The organism is Pantoea sp. SGAir0175, from assembly GCF_043547855.1.
In genome coordinates this window covers 275686-294058 of sequence record NZ_CP028082.1, presented here as the reverse complement: position 1 = coordinate 294058, position 18373 = coordinate 275686, and the positions used below count along the sequence as shown (strand labels likewise).

Annotated in this window: 17 protein-coding genes; 8 read left to right on the top strand and 9 right to left on the bottom strand. The window is 57.2% G+C overall.

Annotation, left to right across the window (positions count from 1 at the left end):
* Positions 1 to 3: 3 nt before the first annotated feature.
* Positions 4 to 1338, top strand: coding sequence for a M20 family metallopeptidase (locus tag C1N56_RS20650; protein WP_058758757.1), 1335 nt, complete (start codon positions 4 to 6; stop codon positions 1336 to 1338).
* A gap of 50 nt (positions 1339 to 1388) precedes the next feature.
* On the opposite strand, the gene C1N56_RS20645 is transcribed toward C1N56_RS20650, so the two are convergent.
* From C1N56_RS20645 to paoA, 5 genes are all read right to left on the bottom strand, one after another.
* Positions 1389 to 1676 (bottom strand): type II toxin-antitoxin system RelE family toxin, encoded by a 288-nt coding sequence (locus tag C1N56_RS20645; RefSeq protein WP_058770149.1) that lies wholly within the window; start codon positions 1674 to 1676, stop codon positions 1389 to 1391.
* The gene (locus C1N56_RS20640) at positions 1673 to 1924 is read right to left on the bottom strand and encodes a type II toxin-antitoxin system Phd/YefM family antitoxin (protein WP_104093611.1); all 252 of its coding nucleotides are present in this window, start codon (positions 1922 to 1924) and stop codon (positions 1673 to 1675) included. The genes C1N56_RS20645 and C1N56_RS20640 overlap by 4 nt, the downstream gene beginning before the upstream one ends.
* A 131-nt stretch (positions 1925 to 2055) precedes the next feature.
* Positions 2056 to 4245, bottom strand: coding sequence for an aldehyde oxidoreductase molybdenum-binding subunit PaoC (gene paoC, locus C1N56_RS20635; protein WP_394517691.1), 2190 nt, complete (start codon positions 4243 to 4245; stop codon positions 2056 to 2058).
* Positions 4242 to 5198 (bottom strand): FAD binding domain-containing protein, encoded by a 957-nt coding sequence (locus tag C1N56_RS20630; protein ID WP_127834878.1) that lies wholly within the window; start codon positions 5196 to 5198, stop codon positions 4242 to 4244. The genes paoC and C1N56_RS20630 overlap by 4 nt, the downstream gene beginning before the upstream one ends.
* Entirely contained in the window at positions 5195 to 5815 is a 621-nt protein-coding gene (gene paoA, locus C1N56_RS20625) for an aldehyde dehydrogenase iron-sulfur subunit PaoA (RefSeq protein WP_127834879.1), read from the bottom strand. Before paoA ends, C1N56_RS20630 begins: the two co-directional genes overlap by 4 nt.
* 236 nt (positions 5816 to 6051) lie before the next feature.
* Between paoA and C1N56_RS20620 the strand changes: the two genes are divergently transcribed.
* The 5 genes from C1N56_RS20620 to C1N56_RS20600 all read left to right on the top strand — a co-directional run bounded on the left by C1N56_RS20620 (position 6052) and on the right by C1N56_RS20600 (position 12546).
* The gene (locus C1N56_RS20620; protein ID WP_127834880.1) at positions 6052 to 6978 is read left to right on the top strand and encodes an aminoimidazole riboside kinase; all 927 of its coding nucleotides are present in this window, start codon (positions 6052 to 6054) and stop codon (positions 6976 to 6978) included.
* Positions 6979 to 7105: 127 nt separating this feature from the next.
* A complete protein-coding gene (locus C1N56_RS20615; RefSeq protein WP_390958169.1) occupies positions 7106 to 8662 on the top strand; it encodes a carbohydrate porin in 1557 nt (518 codons plus the stop codon).
* A gap of 64 nt (positions 8663 to 8726) precedes the next feature.
* On the top strand, positions 8727 to 10097 hold the full coding sequence (locus C1N56_RS20610; protein WP_394517690.1) for a sucrose-specific PTS transporter subunit IIBC: 1371 nt from the start codon (positions 8727 to 8729) through the stop codon (positions 10095 to 10097).
* Positions 10097 to 11506 (top strand): sucrose-6-phosphate hydrolase, encoded by a 1410-nt coding sequence (locus C1N56_RS20605; RefSeq protein WP_394517689.1) that lies wholly within the window; start codon positions 10097 to 10099, stop codon positions 11504 to 11506. The genes C1N56_RS20610 and C1N56_RS20605 overlap by 1 nt, the downstream gene beginning before the upstream one ends.
* Positions 11507 to 11535: 29 nt before the next feature.
* Positions 11536 to 12546 carry a substrate-binding domain-containing protein gene (locus C1N56_RS20600; RefSeq protein ID WP_394517688.1) on the top strand — a complete coding sequence of 337 codons (1011 nt, stop codon included), beginning with the start codon at positions 11536 to 11538 and terminating at the stop codon, positions 12544 to 12546.
* A 24-nt stretch (positions 12547 to 12570) separates the two neighbouring features.
* On the opposite strand, the gene C1N56_RS20595 is transcribed toward C1N56_RS20600, so the two are convergent.
* The gene (locus C1N56_RS20595; RefSeq protein WP_021509440.1) at positions 12571 to 13275 is read right to left on the bottom strand and encodes an MgtC/SapB family protein; all 705 of its coding nucleotides are present in this window, start codon (positions 13273 to 13275) and stop codon (positions 12571 to 12573) included.
* Between the two features lie 386 nt (positions 13276 to 13661).
* On the opposite strand from C1N56_RS20595, the gene C1N56_RS20590 reads away from it, so the two are divergent.
* Positions 13662 to 14354, top strand: coding sequence for a hypothetical protein (locus C1N56_RS20590; protein WP_394517687.1), 693 nt, complete (start codon positions 13662 to 13664; stop codon positions 14352 to 14354).
* 551 nt (positions 14355 to 14905) lie between these two features.
* Here the strand turns inward: C1N56_RS20590 and C1N56_RS20585 are convergent.
* The 3 genes from C1N56_RS20585 to C1N56_RS20575 form a co-directional block, all read right to left on the bottom strand.
* Positions 14906 to 15544: an SMI1/KNR4 family protein gene (locus tag C1N56_RS20585; RefSeq protein ID WP_058770158.1), complete on the bottom strand. Its 639-nt coding sequence runs from the start codon at positions 15542 to 15544 to the stop codon at positions 14906 to 14908.
* A 70-nt stretch (positions 15545 to 15614) separates the two neighbouring features.
* Positions 15615 to 16076: a hypothetical protein gene (locus C1N56_RS20580; RefSeq protein ID WP_058770159.1), complete on the bottom strand. Its 462-nt coding sequence runs from the start codon at positions 16074 to 16076 to the stop codon at positions 15615 to 15617.
* Positions 16077 to 16273: 197 nt separating this feature from the next.
* On the bottom strand, positions 16274 to 17350 hold the full coding sequence (locus C1N56_RS20575; protein ID WP_394517686.1) for a LacI family DNA-binding transcriptional regulator: 1077 nt from the start codon (positions 17348 to 17350) through the stop codon (positions 16274 to 16276).
* Between the two features lie 195 nt (positions 17351 to 17545).
* On the opposite strand from C1N56_RS20575, the gene C1N56_RS20570 reads away from it, so the two are divergent.
* Complete coding sequence (locus tag C1N56_RS20570; protein WP_394517685.1) at positions 17546 to 18367, top strand: ABC transporter substrate-binding protein; 822 nt, start codon at positions 17546 to 17548, stop codon at positions 18365 to 18367.
* Positions 18368 to 18373: the final 6 nt, after the last annotated feature.

Genomic DNA, 18373 nt, shown 5'->3' with positions numbered 1-18373 from the left:
CACATGAGTCTGACTGAAAAAATTAGCGCGCACGTCGATGCCAGCGCGCAGCGTATCGCGCAGACATTATGCGACCTGCTGGCATTTCCCTCGGTGGTGAAAGTCGATCCGCGCGAGGCCGGGCCAGGCGAGCGCGACTGCCAGCGCTATCTGCAGCAGCGGCTGATGGCGCTGGGCATGGACACCGACTTGTGGGATCCGGATGGCCCGGCGCTGTACCAGAAGTATCAGGGCCGTCCGGGCGCCAATAAAGGCCGCACCTTCGAAGGCCGGCCGAATCTGGGCGGCACTCTGAGCGGATCCGGTGGCGGCAGGTCGCTGATGCTTACCGGCCATATTGACGTGGTACCTCCGGGTCCGGCTGAGCACTGGCACAGCGATCCATTTGTGCCGGAGATCCGCAACGAGGCGGTGTATGGCCGCGGCGCGGTCGATATGAAAGGCGGCGTGGCCTGCATGCTGATGGCGGTGGAGCTGCTGCAGGATCTCAACGTGCAGCTGGCCGGCGACGTGGTGTTCACCACGGTGGTGGATGAAGAGATCGGCGGCATGGGCTCGCTGGCAATGGTGGATCGCGGCTTCAAAGCCGATGCCGGTATCATGACGGAACCCACTGCCAATCGCATCGCGCCGATTTGCCACGGCATTTTGTGGGCGCGCATCATTCTGGATGGCATCGGCGGCCATGCGGAATTAACGCCGAACAGCTGGGACAGCAGCGGTCCGGTAGATGCCGTGATGTTGTGTCGCCAGATGCTGGACGGGCTCGATGTGCTGAACCGCCGCTGGCAGACGCAGCCCGACAAAAACCATCCACTCATGGATCTGCCCAACCAGATTATCGTGACGCAGCTGAAAGTGGGCGAGCATCCGGCGTCAATTGCCGGCCGCGCCGAGATCGTCATAGACGTGCAGTATCTGCCGGCAGAAAAGGATGAGATGGGGCTGGGCGGTAAGGTAAAACAGGAGATTGAGGCGCACGTGGCGAAGGTGTGTGCGCTGGATCCTTACCTGGCAAAGCATCCGGCGCGCGTGGAGTGGATACTGGACGCCGACTGCGCCGAGATCCCGGCCGATCATCCTTTTGTCAGCGCTTTTCAGCAGGGTGTGAGTGACGCGGCACTCAGCCCGCAGCTGGCCGGCTTTGGTGCCCACAGCGACATTGGCCTGCCCAGCACGCTGGGCCAGACGCCGACGGTCAACTTTGGTCCCGGCGATCCGGCGCTGTCGCATCAGCCTAACGAACATGTGCCGATTGCCGATCTGGTGGCTTGCACCAAAGCCATTGCGCTGACGCTGGTGCACTGGTGCGGGCTGGCTAAGGAAGCGGGGCGCTGAGAGCATTAACCACCGCAGTGACGCTGGCCGCAGAGGGCCGGCGTCATGCGTTAGCGCATTCTGTCACTGGCAAGGTGATAAACGTCACTGCGCTCGCGTTTACCCACCGCGACCACGGCGATGATCAACTGGTCATCAATCACCTGATAAACCAGGCGAAACCCGGAAGCCCTGAGTTTAATTTTGTAGCAGTCTTTAATGCCACGCAATTTGGCTGAGGGGATATGAGGATTTTCACAACATTTTTTGAGCTTTTTGGCAAACTGCTGCTGAATGGCTTTATCCAGCTTATGCCACTCCTTCAGGGCTTCTTCCCTGAACTTAACTGTCCATGTCACAGAAAGCTGTCCAAATCCACGTCAATCAGCGGCTGCTGTTGGCGTTCAGTTACCTTTTTAACCAGTTCCTGATCGTCCAGCGCTTCCAGCATTTGCTCGTAAAGTTGTGCGGGAACACAATAAAAGGCGGGCTGATTACGATTGAGAATCGCCACCGGCAAGCCTTCTCCCGCATTGACGGTCGCCATAGGATTCTTTTTTAATTCACTGACGCTGGCGCTCATATCGCTGAGAATGATGTTTGGCATACGTCTCTCCAGACTGGTTAACAGGTCTCAATATTATCAGCTTGATGACCTGTTAACCAGTCCTGACGGCTTAGCCATTCACATTTTTCCCCCCTCCGCCAGCCCGCATGCACTGGCGGAGGGGGCCTGCATTACGGCTGGTCAGGCAGCGCGGCGAGTAACTTATCCAGCGTCACCGGATAGTCTCTCACCCGGACGCCGGTTGCATTGTAGACCGCATTAACCAGCGCAGCACCGACGCCACACAGCCCCAGTTCACCGACGCCTTTGGCTTTCATCGGCGAAGAGACCGGATCGGTGTCATCGAGGAAAATCACCTCCTGCTCAGGCACATCGGCGTGTACCGGCACTTCATAGCCTGCCATATCGTGATTGACGAAGTAGCCGAGCCGGGTGTCCACCGCCAGCTCCTCCATCAGCGCGGCGCCGAGGCCCATGGTCATCGCGCCGATCACCTGACTGCGCGCGGTTTTGGGGTTGAGGATGCGCCCCGCAGCACACACCGCCAGCATGCGCCGCACGCGCACTTCACCGGTGGCGCTATCGACCGCCACTTCGACAAAATGGCCGGCAAAGGTGGATTGCTGGAAGGTTTTGTCCAGATCGCCGAATTCCATGGTCTCTTCCGCCATCAGCGGACCCGCCGCAGTGAGCGGCAGGCGCTGCCCGTTGGCGTGAATGTGCCCATCGGCAAACTCTGCACTTTCCGCATCCAGACCCAACTGTGCGGCAACCTTCTCGCGTAGCCGGACGCAGGCCGCGTACACCCCGGCCGTGGAGGTATTGGCTCCCCACTGGCCCCCCGAACCCGCCGAAACAGGAAACGCCGAATCGCCGAGCCGCACGCTGACCTGCTCAATCGGCACGCCCATCATCTCGGCTGCCGTCTGGGCGATGATGGTATAGCTGCCGGTGCCGATATCGGTCATGTCGGTTTCGACAGTGATTGTGCCTTGCGCATCCAGCTGCACGCGCGCGGCAGAGGGTGCCAGCAGGTTGTTACGGAAACCGGCTGCCACGCCCATGCCCACCAGCCAGCGCCCCTCGCGCCGCTGCCCGGGTTGGGCACAGCGCTCAGCCCAGCCAAATTTGCTGGCGCCGGTGCGCAGGCATTGCACCAGCTGGCGGCGTGAAAAGAAGCGCTCCGGATGCAGCGGATCGACCTGTGTATCATTGATGATGCGAAACTCTACCGGGTCGATACCGGCGATGGCGGCCATTTCATCCATGGCAATCTCCAGCGCCATCAGACCGGGCGCTTCACCCGGCGCACGCATTGCGTTGCCCTCGGGCAGATCGAGTTCGGCGAGGCGCAGCCCGGTAAGCCGATTGGCGGCGGCGTAGAGTAATTCAGTCTGCTGCACCGCAGTTTCCGGCGTTCCGCCCGGCAGGTTACCGGACCAGCTTTCATGGGCAATGGCGGTGAGATGGCCATGTGCATCGGTAGCTAATCGGATGCGCTGCCGCGTTGCTGGCCGGTGCGTGGTGTTGTTGGGGATCATCGGGCGCGGCACCATCACTTTCACCGCGCGTCCCACGGCGCGCGCACCCAGAGCCGCCAGCAGCGCATCGCTACGTAAAAACAGTTTGCTGCCGAAGCCACCGCCGACGTAAGGAGAGAGCACGCGCACCTTTTCCATCGGCATGTCGAGCGTGTGCGCCAGGTCGGTGTGGCACCAGTTAATCATCTGATTCGAGGTCCAGACCGTCAGGTGATCATCCTGCCACAGCGCCATGGAAGCGTGCGGTTCCATTGCCATATGGCTTTGATCGGGCGTGGTGTAGGTGGCGTCCAGCGTAAAGGCTGCGCTGTGCAGGGCAGCATCGACGTCGCCCAGTGTTTTATCCGGCTCACCTTCGGGTGACGTTGTCACCTCTGGCTGGGCCGCTTCAAGATCGTAAGCTCCCGTTTCAGCCTGGCAGTTAACCTTAACCAGCTGCGCTGCTGCACGTGCCTGCTCAAAGGTCTCCGCCACCACCAGCGCCACGGCCTGGTGATAGTGTTCGATTTTATTATTCGCCAGCAGCGTCGCGGTATTGCGCTCTGCCTTGTTGAGCTTGCCGGCGGTTGCTCCGGTGACGATGCCGAGCACGCCCGGTGCCTGCGCCGCGGCGTGGGTGTCAATCGAGAGAATATTGCCTTTGGCAACTGGCGCGCCGACCACATAACCGTAGGCCGCATCCGGTGCTTCAGCGTGCCATTCATAGGCGTAATGCGCCGAGCCGGTGGTTTTTAACGGCCCGTCGATGCGCGCCAGCGGCTGGCCGACGACGCGCTGCCGATCGATAGGATTGGCGGTTGCTGGTGTGTCAAATTTCATGCGTTGCTCCTCGCTTCCGCGATCGCTGAGGCGAGCGTGCGCTGCGCCAGCAACAATTTGTATCGGTTGGCTTCAGTGGGACGTGCATTAGCAAACAGCACATCGCAGACCGCCTGCGCCCCGTGAGGAAGTTCAGCATCCGCCGCCGCGCTGCGCCACGGCTGATGGGCCACGCCGCCGACGGCCACCCGGCCGCCACCCTCAGGCAGGATAACCGCTGCTACTGAGAGCAGCGCAAAGGCGTAAGAAGCGCGATCGCGCACCTTACGGTAAATGTGCGTGCCACCCAGCGGTGCAGGCAGGGTAACCGCGACGATCAGCTCACCCGGCTGCAGCACGGTTTCGATGTGCGGCGTGTCGCCCGGTGCGCAGTAGAATTCAGCGATGGGAATAGCGCGCTGGCTGCCATCAGGGCTGACGGTTTCAATCACCGCATCCAGTACTCGCATCGCCACCGCCATATCGCTGGGATGGGTGGCAATACAGGCTTCGCTGACACCCACTACCGCATGCTGGCGGCTGAATCCTTCGCGTGCGGCACAGCCCGTCCCCGGCTGACGCTTGTTACAGGGTTGATTAACATCGTAAAAATAGGGACAGCGCGTGCGCTGCAGCAGGTTGCCAGCGGTGGTGGCCTGATTGCGCAGCTGGCCTGAAGCACCCGCCACCAGCGCGCGCGTCAGCACGGCATAGTCGCGCCGGATGCGCGCGTCTGCCGCCAGATCGGTGTTGCGCACCAGCGCACCAATACGTAAGCCGCCCCCGGCGGTGGGTTCAATGCTGTCCAGCGCCAGTCCGTTAACATCAATCAGGTGCGACGGGGTTTCAATTTCCAGCTTCATCAAATCGAGCAGATTGGTACCGCCGGCAATAAAGCGTGCGCCCGGATGCTGCATCGCGCTGCTGGCAGCCTGTGCGGGCGTCGCTGCCCGTTCAAAGGTAAAGGCTCTCATGCTTTCTGGCCTCCGGCGTACTCTTCAATGGCGGCAAGAATGTTGGCATAGGCGCCGCAGCGGCAGATGTTGCCGCTCATGCGCTCACGAATTTCGTCATCGCTCAGCGCTGGCGCGGCAGTCAGATCGCCCGTGACATGGCTGGGAATGCCCGCCGCAATTTCCTGCAGCACCGCCAGCGAGGAGCAGATTTGCCCCGGCGTGCAGTAGCCGCACTGATAGCCGTCGTGGCGGATAAAGGCGGACTGCAGCGGGTGCAGATCATCAGGCGTGCCGACGCCTTCAATGGTGGTCACTTCGGCATCCTGCTGCATCACCGCAAGAGTGAGGCAGGCGTTGATGCGCCGGCCATTGACCAGCACGGTACAGGCACCGCACTGACCGTGATCGCAGCCTTTTTTGGTGCCGGTCAGGTGTAAATGTTCGCGCAGCGCGTCCAGCAGCGTGGTACGGGTATCCACGTTTAGCTGCTGAGGTTCGCCGTTCACCTGCAGCGTGACCGGCACCGTGACAGGGGCCGGCGCGGCGGAACCGGCACCGGCTGTCCGCCGGGCTCGCTCTGTCTCTTCCTGCTGCGGTGAATACCGCTGCGTCTTCTCATCGCGTGGGTTGCTCATGCCTTTGCCTCCGGACAAGTGGCGAAATGAAATCTCAATGACACCGATTTTTATAAGGTTTTGGAAAACTTTAAGCATAGACGTCAATACGCAGACGACCATGCGGCAGGGCAAAACCGATCCCAGCAACGGACAAGTCTGAAGCCTGTCGGAGTGTTCACGGTGACAAATACCCGCATTCATGATTAATATGCATGTTTTGCTAAAACGTTTTAGCGATTAAGTGAGACTGAATCATGATGAAACGTATCTGGTGTCTGGGTGATGCCGTAGTGGATTTGCTGCCTGATGACGCAGGCCGTTTGTTGCAGTGTCCCGGCGGCGCGCCCGCCAACGTGGCAGTGGGTATCGCCCGGCTGGCGGGTAACAGCGGATTTATCGGACGGGTGGGCGACGATCCTTTTGGCCAGTTTTTGTGTCGCACGCTGGCGCAGGAAAAGGTGGATGTTTCCCATATGCGCAAAGATGTGCAGCAGCGCACCTCCACGGTGGTCGTGGCCCTGGATGAGTACGGCGAGCGTACCTTCACTTTCATGGTGCGCCCCAGCGCCGACTTGTTTCTCACGCCAGACGATTTGCCGCGGTTTCAGTGTGGCGAGTGGCTGCACTGCTGTTCGATTGCGTTACTCGCCGAGCCGTCGCGCACGGCGGCGTTAACCGCCATGCAGCGCGTGCGTGAGGCGGGCGGTTTTGTCAGCTTCGATCCCAATATCCGTCTCGATTTGTGGTCCGATGCGGCGGAGCTGCTGCAATGCCTCAGTGCGGCCCTGCAGCGGGCGGATGTGGTGAAGCTCTCCGTGGAAGAACTGGCCTTTATGACGGACACCGCCGACATTGACAGCGGCATCGCGCAACTGGCGCAGCGCTTCTCCGTTAAATTGCTGTTAGTGACGCAGGGCAGCGCTGGCGTGCGTGCTTATTTTAATGGCCGGCAAACTCGCTATTCCGCGCGCGCGGTGATCAGCGTGGATACCACCGGTGCCGGCGATGCCTTCGTGGCGGGACTGCTGTGGGAACTGGCGCAGCGGGGTCTGCCGGCGGATGAAGCGCAGCTGGCGGCCTGCCTGCGCACGGCGCAGGCGTGCGGGGCGCTGGCCACCACCGCCAAAGGCGCGATGACCGCGTTACCCAACTATCAACAGTTACAGCAGCACGGTATCTGACCCCGCCGTTTTCCCTGTTTTGCGAAGTATCTCACATCCACTAAATCGGTTTAGCAAAATCCATTGCGCTTTAAAAATCGGCACCGCTATGATGCGGTGCCTAAACCGGTTTAGCAAAAAACATCTGATGATAGCCTTGCCTCAGGGATGCAAAACAGTGAAAAAAAGCATAATCGCGATAACCCTTAGTACCGTATTAGGCTCAGGCTCAGCCTGGGCGGCTGACGACATGAGCAGTATTGAAGCGCGCCTGGCGGCGATGGAAAAACGGCTGGCCGCGGCTGAACAGCGTGCCAGCGTGGCGGAGCAGCGCGCGCAGGCGGCGGAACAGCAGGTGCAAAAGCTGGCTGTGGTGCAGCAGCAGAACCCGACGCCGGTTGCCGTCGCACAGACCGAACCGCGCGCCGCTCAGCCTGTTGCGCCCGCCGCCAGCAGCGAGTCAGAGGGCTTTGAGTTTCATGGCTACGCACGCTCTGGCCTGTTGATGAACAGTTCCGCTGCGAAAACTCAGGGCGGGCCCACCCTCACGCCGGCCGGTGAGACCGGCGGTCACGTCGGGCGGCTCGGCAATGAGCCGGATACCTACGTTGAACTTAACCTCGAACATAAACAAACGCTGACCAACGGTGCCACCACGCGCTTCAAGGCGATGCTGGCCGACGGACAGCGCACCTACAACGACTGGACTGCCGCCAGCAGCGATCTCAACCTGCGTCAGGCGTTTGTCGAGCTGGGGCAGCTCCCGACCTTCACCGGCGCGTTCAAAGACACCACGGTGTGGGCCGGTAAGCGTTTCGACCGCGATAACTTCGACATCCACTGGATCGATTCCGATGTGGTGTTTCTCGCCGGAACCGGGGCCGGTATTTACGACATGAAGTGGGGCGATGACGCCCGCAGCAACCTGTCGATTTATGGCCGCACCTTCGGAGACATCGAAAATAACGACAACACCGCGCAAAACTACATTCTGTCGCTGAATAACTTTGTCGGGCCGCTGCAGCTGATGGTGAGCGGCATGCGCGCGAAAGATAACGATCAGCGCACCGATATTGACGGCAACCGCGTGAAAAGTGATGCCGCCAGTGACGGTGTGCACGCCCTGGTCGGATTGCACAACGACAGCTTCTACGGCCTGGGTGAAGGTTCAGCGAAAACCGCGCTGCTGTACGGTCATGGCCTCGGCGCAGAAGTGAAGAGCATTGGTTCCGACGGCGCGCTGTTGCCGCAGGCGAATACCTGGCGGCTCGCCAGCTACGGGATGACGCCGCTGGGCGCGGGCTGGCACATCGCGCCGGCGCTGCTGGCGCAGAGCAGCAAAGACCGCTATGTCAAAGGCGACAGCTATGAGTGGGCCACCGTGAACCTGCGCCTGATTCAGGAATTTACCCAGAACTTTGAGATGCAGTATGAAGGCTCATATCAGTACATGGATCTGCGGCCTGAAGGCTATAACAATCGTCAGGCCGTCAGCGGCAACTTCTACAAGCTCACCGTCGCCCCCACGCTCAAAGCCAGCGACGTGGGCGAATTCCTCAAGCGTCCGGAAATCCGCCTGTTTGCCAGCTGGATGGACTGGGATCATCGTCTGGATAACTACGCCAGCGATGACGCCTTTGGCAGCACCGGCTTTAAGTCCGGCGGCGAGTGGAACTTTGGCGTGCAAATGGAAACCTGGTTCTGATGAAACGGCCCGCGTGCGGGCCGCTTAGCGCATGATGGCATAACAACCAAAAACAGAGGTTACTATGGATTTTGTTACTCTTTCCCGGTCGCTGCTGCCGCTGCTGGGAGGCCGGGAAAATATCGCCAGTGCGGCGCACTGTGCCACACGTTTGCGCCTGGTGCTGGTGGATGACGCCAAAGCCGACACCGCCGCGATTGGCAAACTGGAGGGCGTGAAGGGCTGTTTTCGCAATGCCGGACAGCTGCAGGTGATTTTTGGCACTGGCGTGGTGAATAAAGTGTATGCCGCGTTTATCCGCGAAGCTGGCATCAGTGAAACCAGCAAGTCGGAAGCGGCGGATATCGCCGCGCGCAAGCTCAATCCGTTCCAGCGTATTGCGCGTCTGCTGTCGAACATTTTTGTACCGATCATCCCGGCGATTGTGGCCTCTGGCCTGCTGATGGGACTGCTCGGCATGGTTAAAACCTACGGCTGGGTTAACCCCGACAACGCGCTGTATATCATGCTGGATATGTGCAGCTCGGCGGCCTTTATTATCCTGCCGATCCTGATTGGCTTCACCGCGGCGCGTGAGTTTGGCGGAAACCCGTTCCTCGGCGCCACACTCGGCGGCATCCTGACGCATCCGGCGCTCACCAACGCCTGGGGCGTGGCGGCCGGCTTCCATACCATGAACTTTTTCGGTATCGAAGTGGCGATGATCGGCTACCAGGGCACGGTGTTTCCGGTGCTGCTGGCGGTGTGGTTTATGAGCAAGCTGGAGAAACAGCTGCGCCGGGTGATTCCGGATGCGCTGGATCTGATCCTGACGCCGTTCCTGACGGTGATCATCGCCGGCTTCGTCGCGCTGCTGGTGATTGGTCCGGCGGGAAGGATGCTCGGCGACGGTATATCGTTTGTGCTCAGCACGCTGATTGCGCATGCCGGCTGGCTGGCCGGGCTGGTTTTTGGCGGGCTTTACTCGGTGATTGTCATTACCGGCGTGCACCACAGCTTCCATGCAATTGAAGCCGGGCTGCTGGGCAATCCGGCGATTGGCGTCAACTTCCTGCTGCCGATTTGGGCGATGGCTAACGTGGCGCAGGGCGGTGCCTGTCTGGCGGTGTGGTTTAAAACCAAAGATGTGAAAATCAAAGCCATTTCGCTGCCGTCCGGCTTTTCAGCGCTGCTGGGTATTACCGAGGCGGCGATTTTCGGTATCAACCTGCGCTTTATGAAACCCTTTATCGCCGGCCTGATTGGCGGCGCGCTGGGCGGTGCCTGGGTAGTGTCGGTGCATGTGTATATGACGGCTGTCGGTCTCACCGGGCTGCCGGGCATGGCGATTGTGCAGGCCAGCTCGTTGCTTAATTATGCCATTGGCATGGTGATTGCGTTCAGCAGCGCATTTATGATCTCTTATCTGCTCAAATACAAAACGGACGCGGAATAATGGCGGCTTCTACATTGTTACCCGATATTTTACAGGCGGTGATGCGCGGTCAGCCGCGCGCGCTGAGCGACCCGCATTATCCGGGCTGGCATCTGGCACCCGTCACCGGATTGCTTAACGATCCGAACGGCTTTATCCACTTCGCCGGGCGTTACCATCTGTTCTATCAGTGGAATGCGCTGGGCTGTCAGCATCAGCATAAATGCTGGGGCCACTGGAGTTCCGCCGATCTGCTGCAATGGCAGCATGAACCCATAGCGCTAATGCCGGATGAAGAGTATGACCGCAGCGGCTGCTATTCGGGCAGCGCCGTTGATGACAATGGCGCGCTGACGTTGATCTATACCGGCAACGTGAAGTTTGCCGATGGCGCGCGTACCGCCTGGCAGTGTCTGGCGGTGCAGAATGCGCAGGGCGGCTTTGACAAACTCGGGCCGGTGATCGCGCTGCCCGACGGCTATACCGGACACGTGCGCGACCCGAAAGTGTGGCGGCATGGCGAGCACTGGTTCATGGTGCTGGGCGCGCAGGATTTGCAAAAGCAGGGCAAAGTATTGCTGCTGCGCTCGGCGGACCTGCGGCAGTGGCACAATCTGGGCGAGATTGCCGGCAGCGGCCTGAACGGGCTGGCGGCAGCCAGTTATATGTGGGAATGCCCGGACATGTTTATCCTCGGCGATACCACCTTCCTAATTTGCTGCCCGCAGGGGCTTGCGCAGGAACAGCATCGTTTTCTCAATGCACATCCCAGCGCGTGGCTCTCCGGCGATCTTGATTATGCTAACGCCCGCTTTAGCCATGGCGAATTACATGAGCTTGACGCCGGTTTCGAATTTTACGCGCCGCAAACCACGCTAACCGCCGACGGACGCCGGCTGCTGGTGGGCTGGATGGGCGTGCCGGATGGCGAGGAGATGCTGCAGCCCACGGTGGCCAATGGCTGGATCCATCAGATGACCTGCGTGCGCGAACTGGGCACGCGTGATGGCCGGCTGTTCCAGCGGCCGGTCACTGAACTGCAGGCGCTGCGCAGCGCTGAACAGCACTATCAGGGCCCTGCAGGCGATGCGCCGGTCATTGATGCGCAGCGGCTGGAATTACTGCTGAGCGGGCAGGGCGACATCACCCTGAATTTCGCCGACCAGCTACGGCTGGAGTGGCGCGCCGACGGGCTGCGGCTCGCGCGGCGCAGTCTGGCAAACGGCGAGTGGCAGTTCCGTTACTGGCGCGGCGCGGTGAGTCAGCTCCAGTTACTGTGCGATCACTCCAGCGTCGAGATTTTCATTAATGAAGGGGAAGGGGTGATGAGCAGCCGCTACTTCCCGGCGCATCCGGCGCAATTAACCCTGACCGGACACGCAGAAGTGACGGCGCGCTACTGGTCGTTGCGGCCGTGCATGGTAGAATAAGTCATTGTTTCCCTAACCGATGCACTGACGTGAGAAAAACCAAACGCGTTACCATAGCGGATATCGCCGCGCTGGCGGGGGTGTCCAAAGCCACCGCCAGCCTGGTGCTGAATGGCCGTGGCAAAGAGTTGCGCGTGGCGAAAGAGACGCGTGAACGGGTATTGACGCTGGCGCGCGAACATCACTATCAGGCCAGTATTCACGCGCGCTCGCTGCGCGATAATCGCAGCCATACGCTGGGTTTAGTGGTGCCGGAGATCACCAACCATGGTTTTGCCGTGTTCTCGCACGCGCTGGAAAATCTGTGTCGCGAGGCGGGCTTACAGCTGCTGATCTCCTGCACTGAAGAGAACGCCGGGCAGGAGCGGGTGGTGGTGGATAATCTGGTGGCGCGTCAGGTGGATGGGCTGATCGTGGCGTCCAGCATGTTAAGCGACAGTGACTACGTCAAACTGAGCGATCAACTGCCGATTGTGCTGTTTGACCGCTACGTTAATGATACGCAGTTGCCGCTGGTGATGACCGATTCGGTCACGCCGACTGCCGAGCTGGTGGAACGGCTGGCGCGCGCCAATCCGGATGAAATTTATTTCCTCGGCGGTCAGCCGCGTCTGTCACCCACCAAAGATCGTCTGGCCGGTTTCATGCAGGGTCTCGAACGGGCAGGTGTGACGCCGCGGCCGGAGTGGATCATTCACGGCAACTATCACCCGAGCAGCGGTTATGAAATGTTTGCCGCACTGTGCGCCCGGCTGGGGCGTCCGCCCAAAGCGATTTTTACCGCCGCCTGCGGTCTGCTGGAAGGGGTGTTGCGCTACATGAGCCAGCATCACCTGCTGCACAGCGACATCCGCGTGGCCAGCTTTGACGACCACTATCTGTATGACTCACTGACACTGCCGATCGATACCGTCGAGCAGGATGTGCCGCGCCTGGCGCAGGAGTGTTTTACGCTGCTCACTACCATGATTAACGGCGATGACCCCATCAGCCAGCATACCGTGCTGCCGGCAACGCTGCGGCTGCGCTTTGGCAGGTAGCGCAGCCGCATTGCGTTTGATGAATTAATCGGTTTCTGGCTCACACACCTGCCATCTGACCGAGCTGACGCCTTTTTCCAGGCTGATGCGGCTGACCAGATTTTCCAGCTGATCGGTCAGGCTGGGTTTACCCAGCACTTCCGCATTTACCGCCATGCGGTGTGAGGGTTCCAGATCCTCACTGTGCAGGGATTGCAGCCGCAGACCGCTGCCGCCAAGGCTATGCAGCATCAGGCTGCGCACCTGTACCTCATCGGCCGCCAGACAGATGATCTGCACTTTGTAATACTGGCTGGCGTCCTCCGCAGTAATGATGCTCTGCCGATTGATGCCTTGCGCCAGTTCGCGCAGCAGGATGTTGGCGCACAGAATAACCACGCAACCGATGCCTGCCTCCAGCAACAAGCCCATGCTGCAAAGAACGCCAATCGCCGCGGTACACCACAGCGTGGCGGCGGTGTTAAGGCCGCGCACATTCAGGCCATCGCGCATGATGACGCCACCGCCAAGAAAGCCAATGCCGGAAACCACATAGGCAGCGACGCGTGAGGCATCTGCGGCAATTCCCGGTACGCTTTGCGTCATCAGCACAAACAAACAGGCACCGGTGCTGACCAGCGCATTGGTGCGCAGCCCGGTCAGGCGCTGGCGCAGCTGGCGCTCGCTGCCAATTAGCGCGCCCAGAATCAGCGCGACCGTGACGCGCAATAAAAAGATTTTCCAGTCCATGTCAGACCTCACTCCATCACCGCCGGGCAATGAATATGCAGAGTTATAAGAATGGATTACAGCGGGCCAGACAGAACGCAGGAAAAAGGGGGAGGGAAATCCACCGTCTTAACGCAGGGCTAAGACAGCGATGAGGCTATCTCAGCATCGGCACCGATTGTAATCGTGTGGGACAGGTGTCCAATTGTGTATCCTCATCAGTAAAAATTTCGCCGGCATTGTAGACGCTTTGATCCGCCAGAGCGAAGACAAATCGCGCATCGTTTAAGCGGTGTTGAACAGGCATGAGATAATCACGCGTTTTCATTACAATCAGGCTGGGGTATCTGCTAAAAAACGTTTCATAATTAATTATCTGCGCTCATCCAAATACCTTAAGGTCTGACATGCAACCAATCAGTCTGCAAACCCGGTACCGTTCTGCGAACGAAAACACCATTGCGCTGTGGGCGAAAAATGCAGGCATCGGGAACATCCGTGAAGAGAACTATTACGATCCGGTAAAACTGGCGCTTGCCGCAGGGATAAAGCCGTCAGTTTCCTTACCGGTGTTACGTCTGATTGATGAATTGCAACGACTCACACAGGCTGATCCGCTTGCCGATACCTTGCCAGCGCAAGGTCTTCATTTTACTTTTTTGCCTCTGACCTTGCCGCTTTACAACATCAATGAGCGTTTACCAGCGAAAGTGGCGCAACTGACCACAATCTGGCAGGAATTTGCTGCGAAAAAAATCGTTATCCGGGGTCTGCGTTTAGTGGCGTTGCCCGGCCAGTTATTGCTTGCGGGCATACCTGACAAGCCTGCGATTGCCATGCGCCAGTCATTCTGTGAAAAGGTTCTGGATTCAGACTGGAAAAATGAATTGCTGATGCGGCATGGCAACAGCCCGTTGCCGGCACCCTTCTGGCACAGCACATTACTGCGCTACAGCGCTGAGTTTTTACCTGCAGTTTTGCGTCAATTCTTTTATGAACGTCAGGATATCAATTTTGCTGAGGTGGAGGGAGAACTGATTCTAGCGAAGACTAACTACAACTGGACGAAGTGTTATCCATTATTGCCAGCGAGGATTTGAATATGGTGAATGCGCCATAACTGGCAGCCTCAGACTAATGGAGTTGTGTGTGGATACTACTGATTTACCTTTCGGGCTAAAATGCGCATAATCATGATTATGTTAAATAAGGTATCTGATCACGTATCTCAATCCTTCAGTTTCGCCCTTCACGCCTCTTAACAGGCCCACAACTCATTCCACCACGGCGATACTATGTGAAAACTTATCCCACCGGTCCGTTTGATGGACACCACGGCGATATCCTGGTGCGCATCAATGCGCACCCTACAACAGACTGTCCGCTGCCCCCTCGCGCTGTCGTTAGGTTTCGCCCTTCACGCCTCTTACAAGGACCACAACTCATTCCACCACGGCTACACTATGTGAAAACTTATCCCACCGGTCCGTTTGTCACCACGGTGTTATATTTATACTGACGATGTGCGTTGCTGTCATCTGCTCAACAATGCTTGCATCTATCGCTTACGGCATTGAATAAAAAATAGCATCGCTTAGGGAAATTCTTCTTTCCACTACACAGAATTCATTAAGAAGCATCTAAGCGTTTCTCAGTCATCAACATTCAGTTTTATAGTTCCACTATCTGGCATATCTCTAAACTGAACTGCAATACTTCCCCTTGCTCGCATTGCTGTTACAGATTGCTGAGCACGCAAATTCTTAACTGAAAACTCACCACCCAAAACAAAAGGAATAACAGGCACTAACCGCTGATTCTGCTTAATTTTTCCGTGCGCGATCTGCCATTGATGCATCAACGAATGACCTGTTAGAAAGTCATAATCATTTAGAATAGCATCGCACCACTGAGATAAATTTTCACACATTTTTTGGCTTTCACCGGTCTCGGGATCAAATGAGTATATTCCATCCTCCTTTAAAGAAAATTGCCCACCAAATGCATCTTCTGCAAAAAAGAAATGACCATCTGTCATACCACCATAGCTTTCGCGCCATAATTTTTCTTCATTCCAGGAAAAGACATTAAAATCATCGTGTTCGTGTGTTCCTGGAAAGACATGTAGCGCTGATTCAAAACCATAAAACCCATTGCGCATTCTCAACAGAGCAACATAATCAGGAAACTTTGATGAAAGTTCGAGCTTAAGAATGCCAGAAATATTATCGAAAGGCTTTGTTAACTCATTGCTGCAAATTGACAATAGCTTTGAGATTGGGTCTTTCATGTTACTCCTTTTATGGATCTTTGTTATTACTGTATAAGGTGGCAGTTGCGGTCATATTCTTAATCGTTATTTAATGGCTAATGAATATTATTAACCATGTCATATACGCAAGTCTTGATAGCCAAAGAAAAATTGCACCAAAAGACAGGTCTGATTTTGTCAGGAAAACCCTGATAAAGAAAAATGGCTTTTTATCTTCAATTAACCCCTGGTAAAAATACTTCCCATAGAGTGCGAAAAGAAGAAATGACATTCCTCCAGATAAGTTAGATATTAAAGATAAATCATCAAACCCTCTTCGATATTCAGCTATCGCCGCCGCCACATACCCAAGAACAAGAAAAATCAATGCACTGTTTGATAAAACACCACGTTTAAAAAACATATAATTGAAAAAAAGAAAAGAATCCTTACCTACCTTAGCGCCACCAAGATTTTTATAAACAAAGATAAAAAAACAGACTCCCAACAGTAACAAAAACAATAGCAACATGAAGGATGATGCATTAAGAACATTATCATTTGAAATCATAATGGTATTTTTTCCTTAGTAGAGTCACCTTCAGATCTATTTTTTCATCATGAGAAGCAGTGGTGTAACCAGTAAAACCAATGCTTCACTGGTGCGTATGAAGGGACAAAACCGCGCGGTTTTCCGTAGGGGCGCCATTTATGGCGACCAAAAAAACAGCAGGCAGTAATTAGCACAAACCCGCCACGCACATTGTATCACCGGGCCGACGGGTTTTCCCCCACCGAGCCGCGCACCACCATCCAGCTGTCAAACGCGGGTAAAGCGCCGGCGGATTGCTGGCGGATATGGCAAATCAACCGGCGCGCGGCTTCGCGCCCCATTTCATACACCGGCTGGGCGACCACGGTTAGCGGCGGTGACATCAGCTCGGTCCAGGGAAAATCGTCGTACATCACAAAAGAGATATCTTCGGGTACGCGCAGGCCGCGTTTGGCCAGGCCGCGCAGGATGCCCATTGCAATCAGGTTATCTGAGGCAATCAGCGCGCTGGGTGGTTCGGCGAGCGCCAGCAGTTCAGTCAGGATCTGCTCAATGATGGCTTCGCTGAGCGCATTAAGCCGAATCAGCGCTGGATCCAGTTCCTTACCTGCGGCCCGGTAGGCATCAATCATTCCGCTAACACGTTGCGCCACCGGCGTGGGGCCCAACGTGATTGCCGGCGAATACGGTGCAGCGCTGCGCATGCTGGAGAGATAAGCAATTCGCTGATGCCCGGCCGCCAGTAACAGCTCCGTCGCCTGTTTGGCCACTGCGACAAAGTTCGCCTGGATAGTCTCCACCTCCATCCCCTGCACTGCCCGGTCGAACATCATTAATGAACGCCCTTCTGCCAGCACCTGGCGAAGATGCTCGTTATCCTCAAACAATGAGCTGCACGGCGCGACGATGATGCCATCGACGCGCTTATCCAGCATTACGCGCACGGCTTCCCGTTCCTGGTCCAGCGTTTCATCGCTGTTACTCAGCAGCAGGTGAAAGCCCGCCTGGCGCGCAACATCCGCCATACCGCGCAGCGCCAGGCCAAAGTGCGGGTTTTCAATGTCGCCGACAATCACCCCGATAGTATTGGAGCGGCCAGTGTTCATGCTGCGCGCCAGCTCGTTCGGTCGGTATCCCAGCGCTTCAGCAGCCTGATTCACCCGCGTCTGCACGTCTTCACTGACGGAACCATACCCGCCCAGCGCGCGTGCCGCCTGAGCTTTGGAAACATTGGCGGCGCGGGCGACGTCGGCAACGGTCGGACCGCGTGAACGAGCATTTTCATTGGTCATAATTATTTCGAATCACAAGTTGATAACAACATAATTGACGCTGCTGATAGCGTGTGCTTAATATCAGTATATCCGAATGAGACCGGTCTCACAACCAGAGCCGGTTTCATTTTGCCCCGTGTTGAGACCGGTCTCAATAACAATAAACCGGCTCGGCGAACTCTGAAGTTTCACCTGCACAGACGGAAGAGCCTTATGACATCGCACAAACGTTTCAATCACCTGACCGCCGCCCTGTTCGGCACGGCAATGCTGGTTTCCGCCAGCTGGAGCGCCCATGCCGCCAGCGACAGTAATCCCTGGGGTTTGATCGAACCCGGTCATCTCCGCGTTGCCAGCCTTGGCGACGCGAAGCCCTACACCTTCACCGATAAAAACGGCAACTTCACCGGCTTTGACGTCGAATTCTTCAAAAATGTGGCGCATCGCATGGGCATCGATCAGGTGGATTTTATCGGTCAGGACTTCTCCGCCATTCTGCCGGCGGTGGCAAATGGCCAGTATGATGCCGGCGTCGCCGCGATTGGCATCACGCCGCTGCGCGAAAAAACCGTCGATTTCTCCACCGGCTATCTTGTAGGCTATCTGACAGTGCTGACCCGCAGTGATTCCGGGGTGAAAAACGTAGAAACCCTGGCGCATAAACGGCTCGGAGTGATTCAGGGCACGCTGCAGGAGAACTATGCGCTGCAGCACTTCAAACAGACCGATCTGGTGCGTTTCCCCGATAACAACGCAGCGGTGTCCGCGCTGAATAACGGCACGCTGGATGCCATGTTCCTCGACTACGAAGCCGCCAAAGATTATGCCACACGCTTTAAGCTGGTCACGGCGGCGAACATCCCTTCATTTGACGCGCCTGCGGGTGTCGCCATCGCCAAAGGCAAGCCCGAGTTCAAAGCAGCGCTGGATAAAGCCATCAAAGCGGCGATGCAGGATGGGACCTGGAAACAGCTCTACCAGAAGTGGTTCCCGGGTTCGCCAATGCCGCAACAGTATCTGCCCGGCGGCCAATAACCCTGC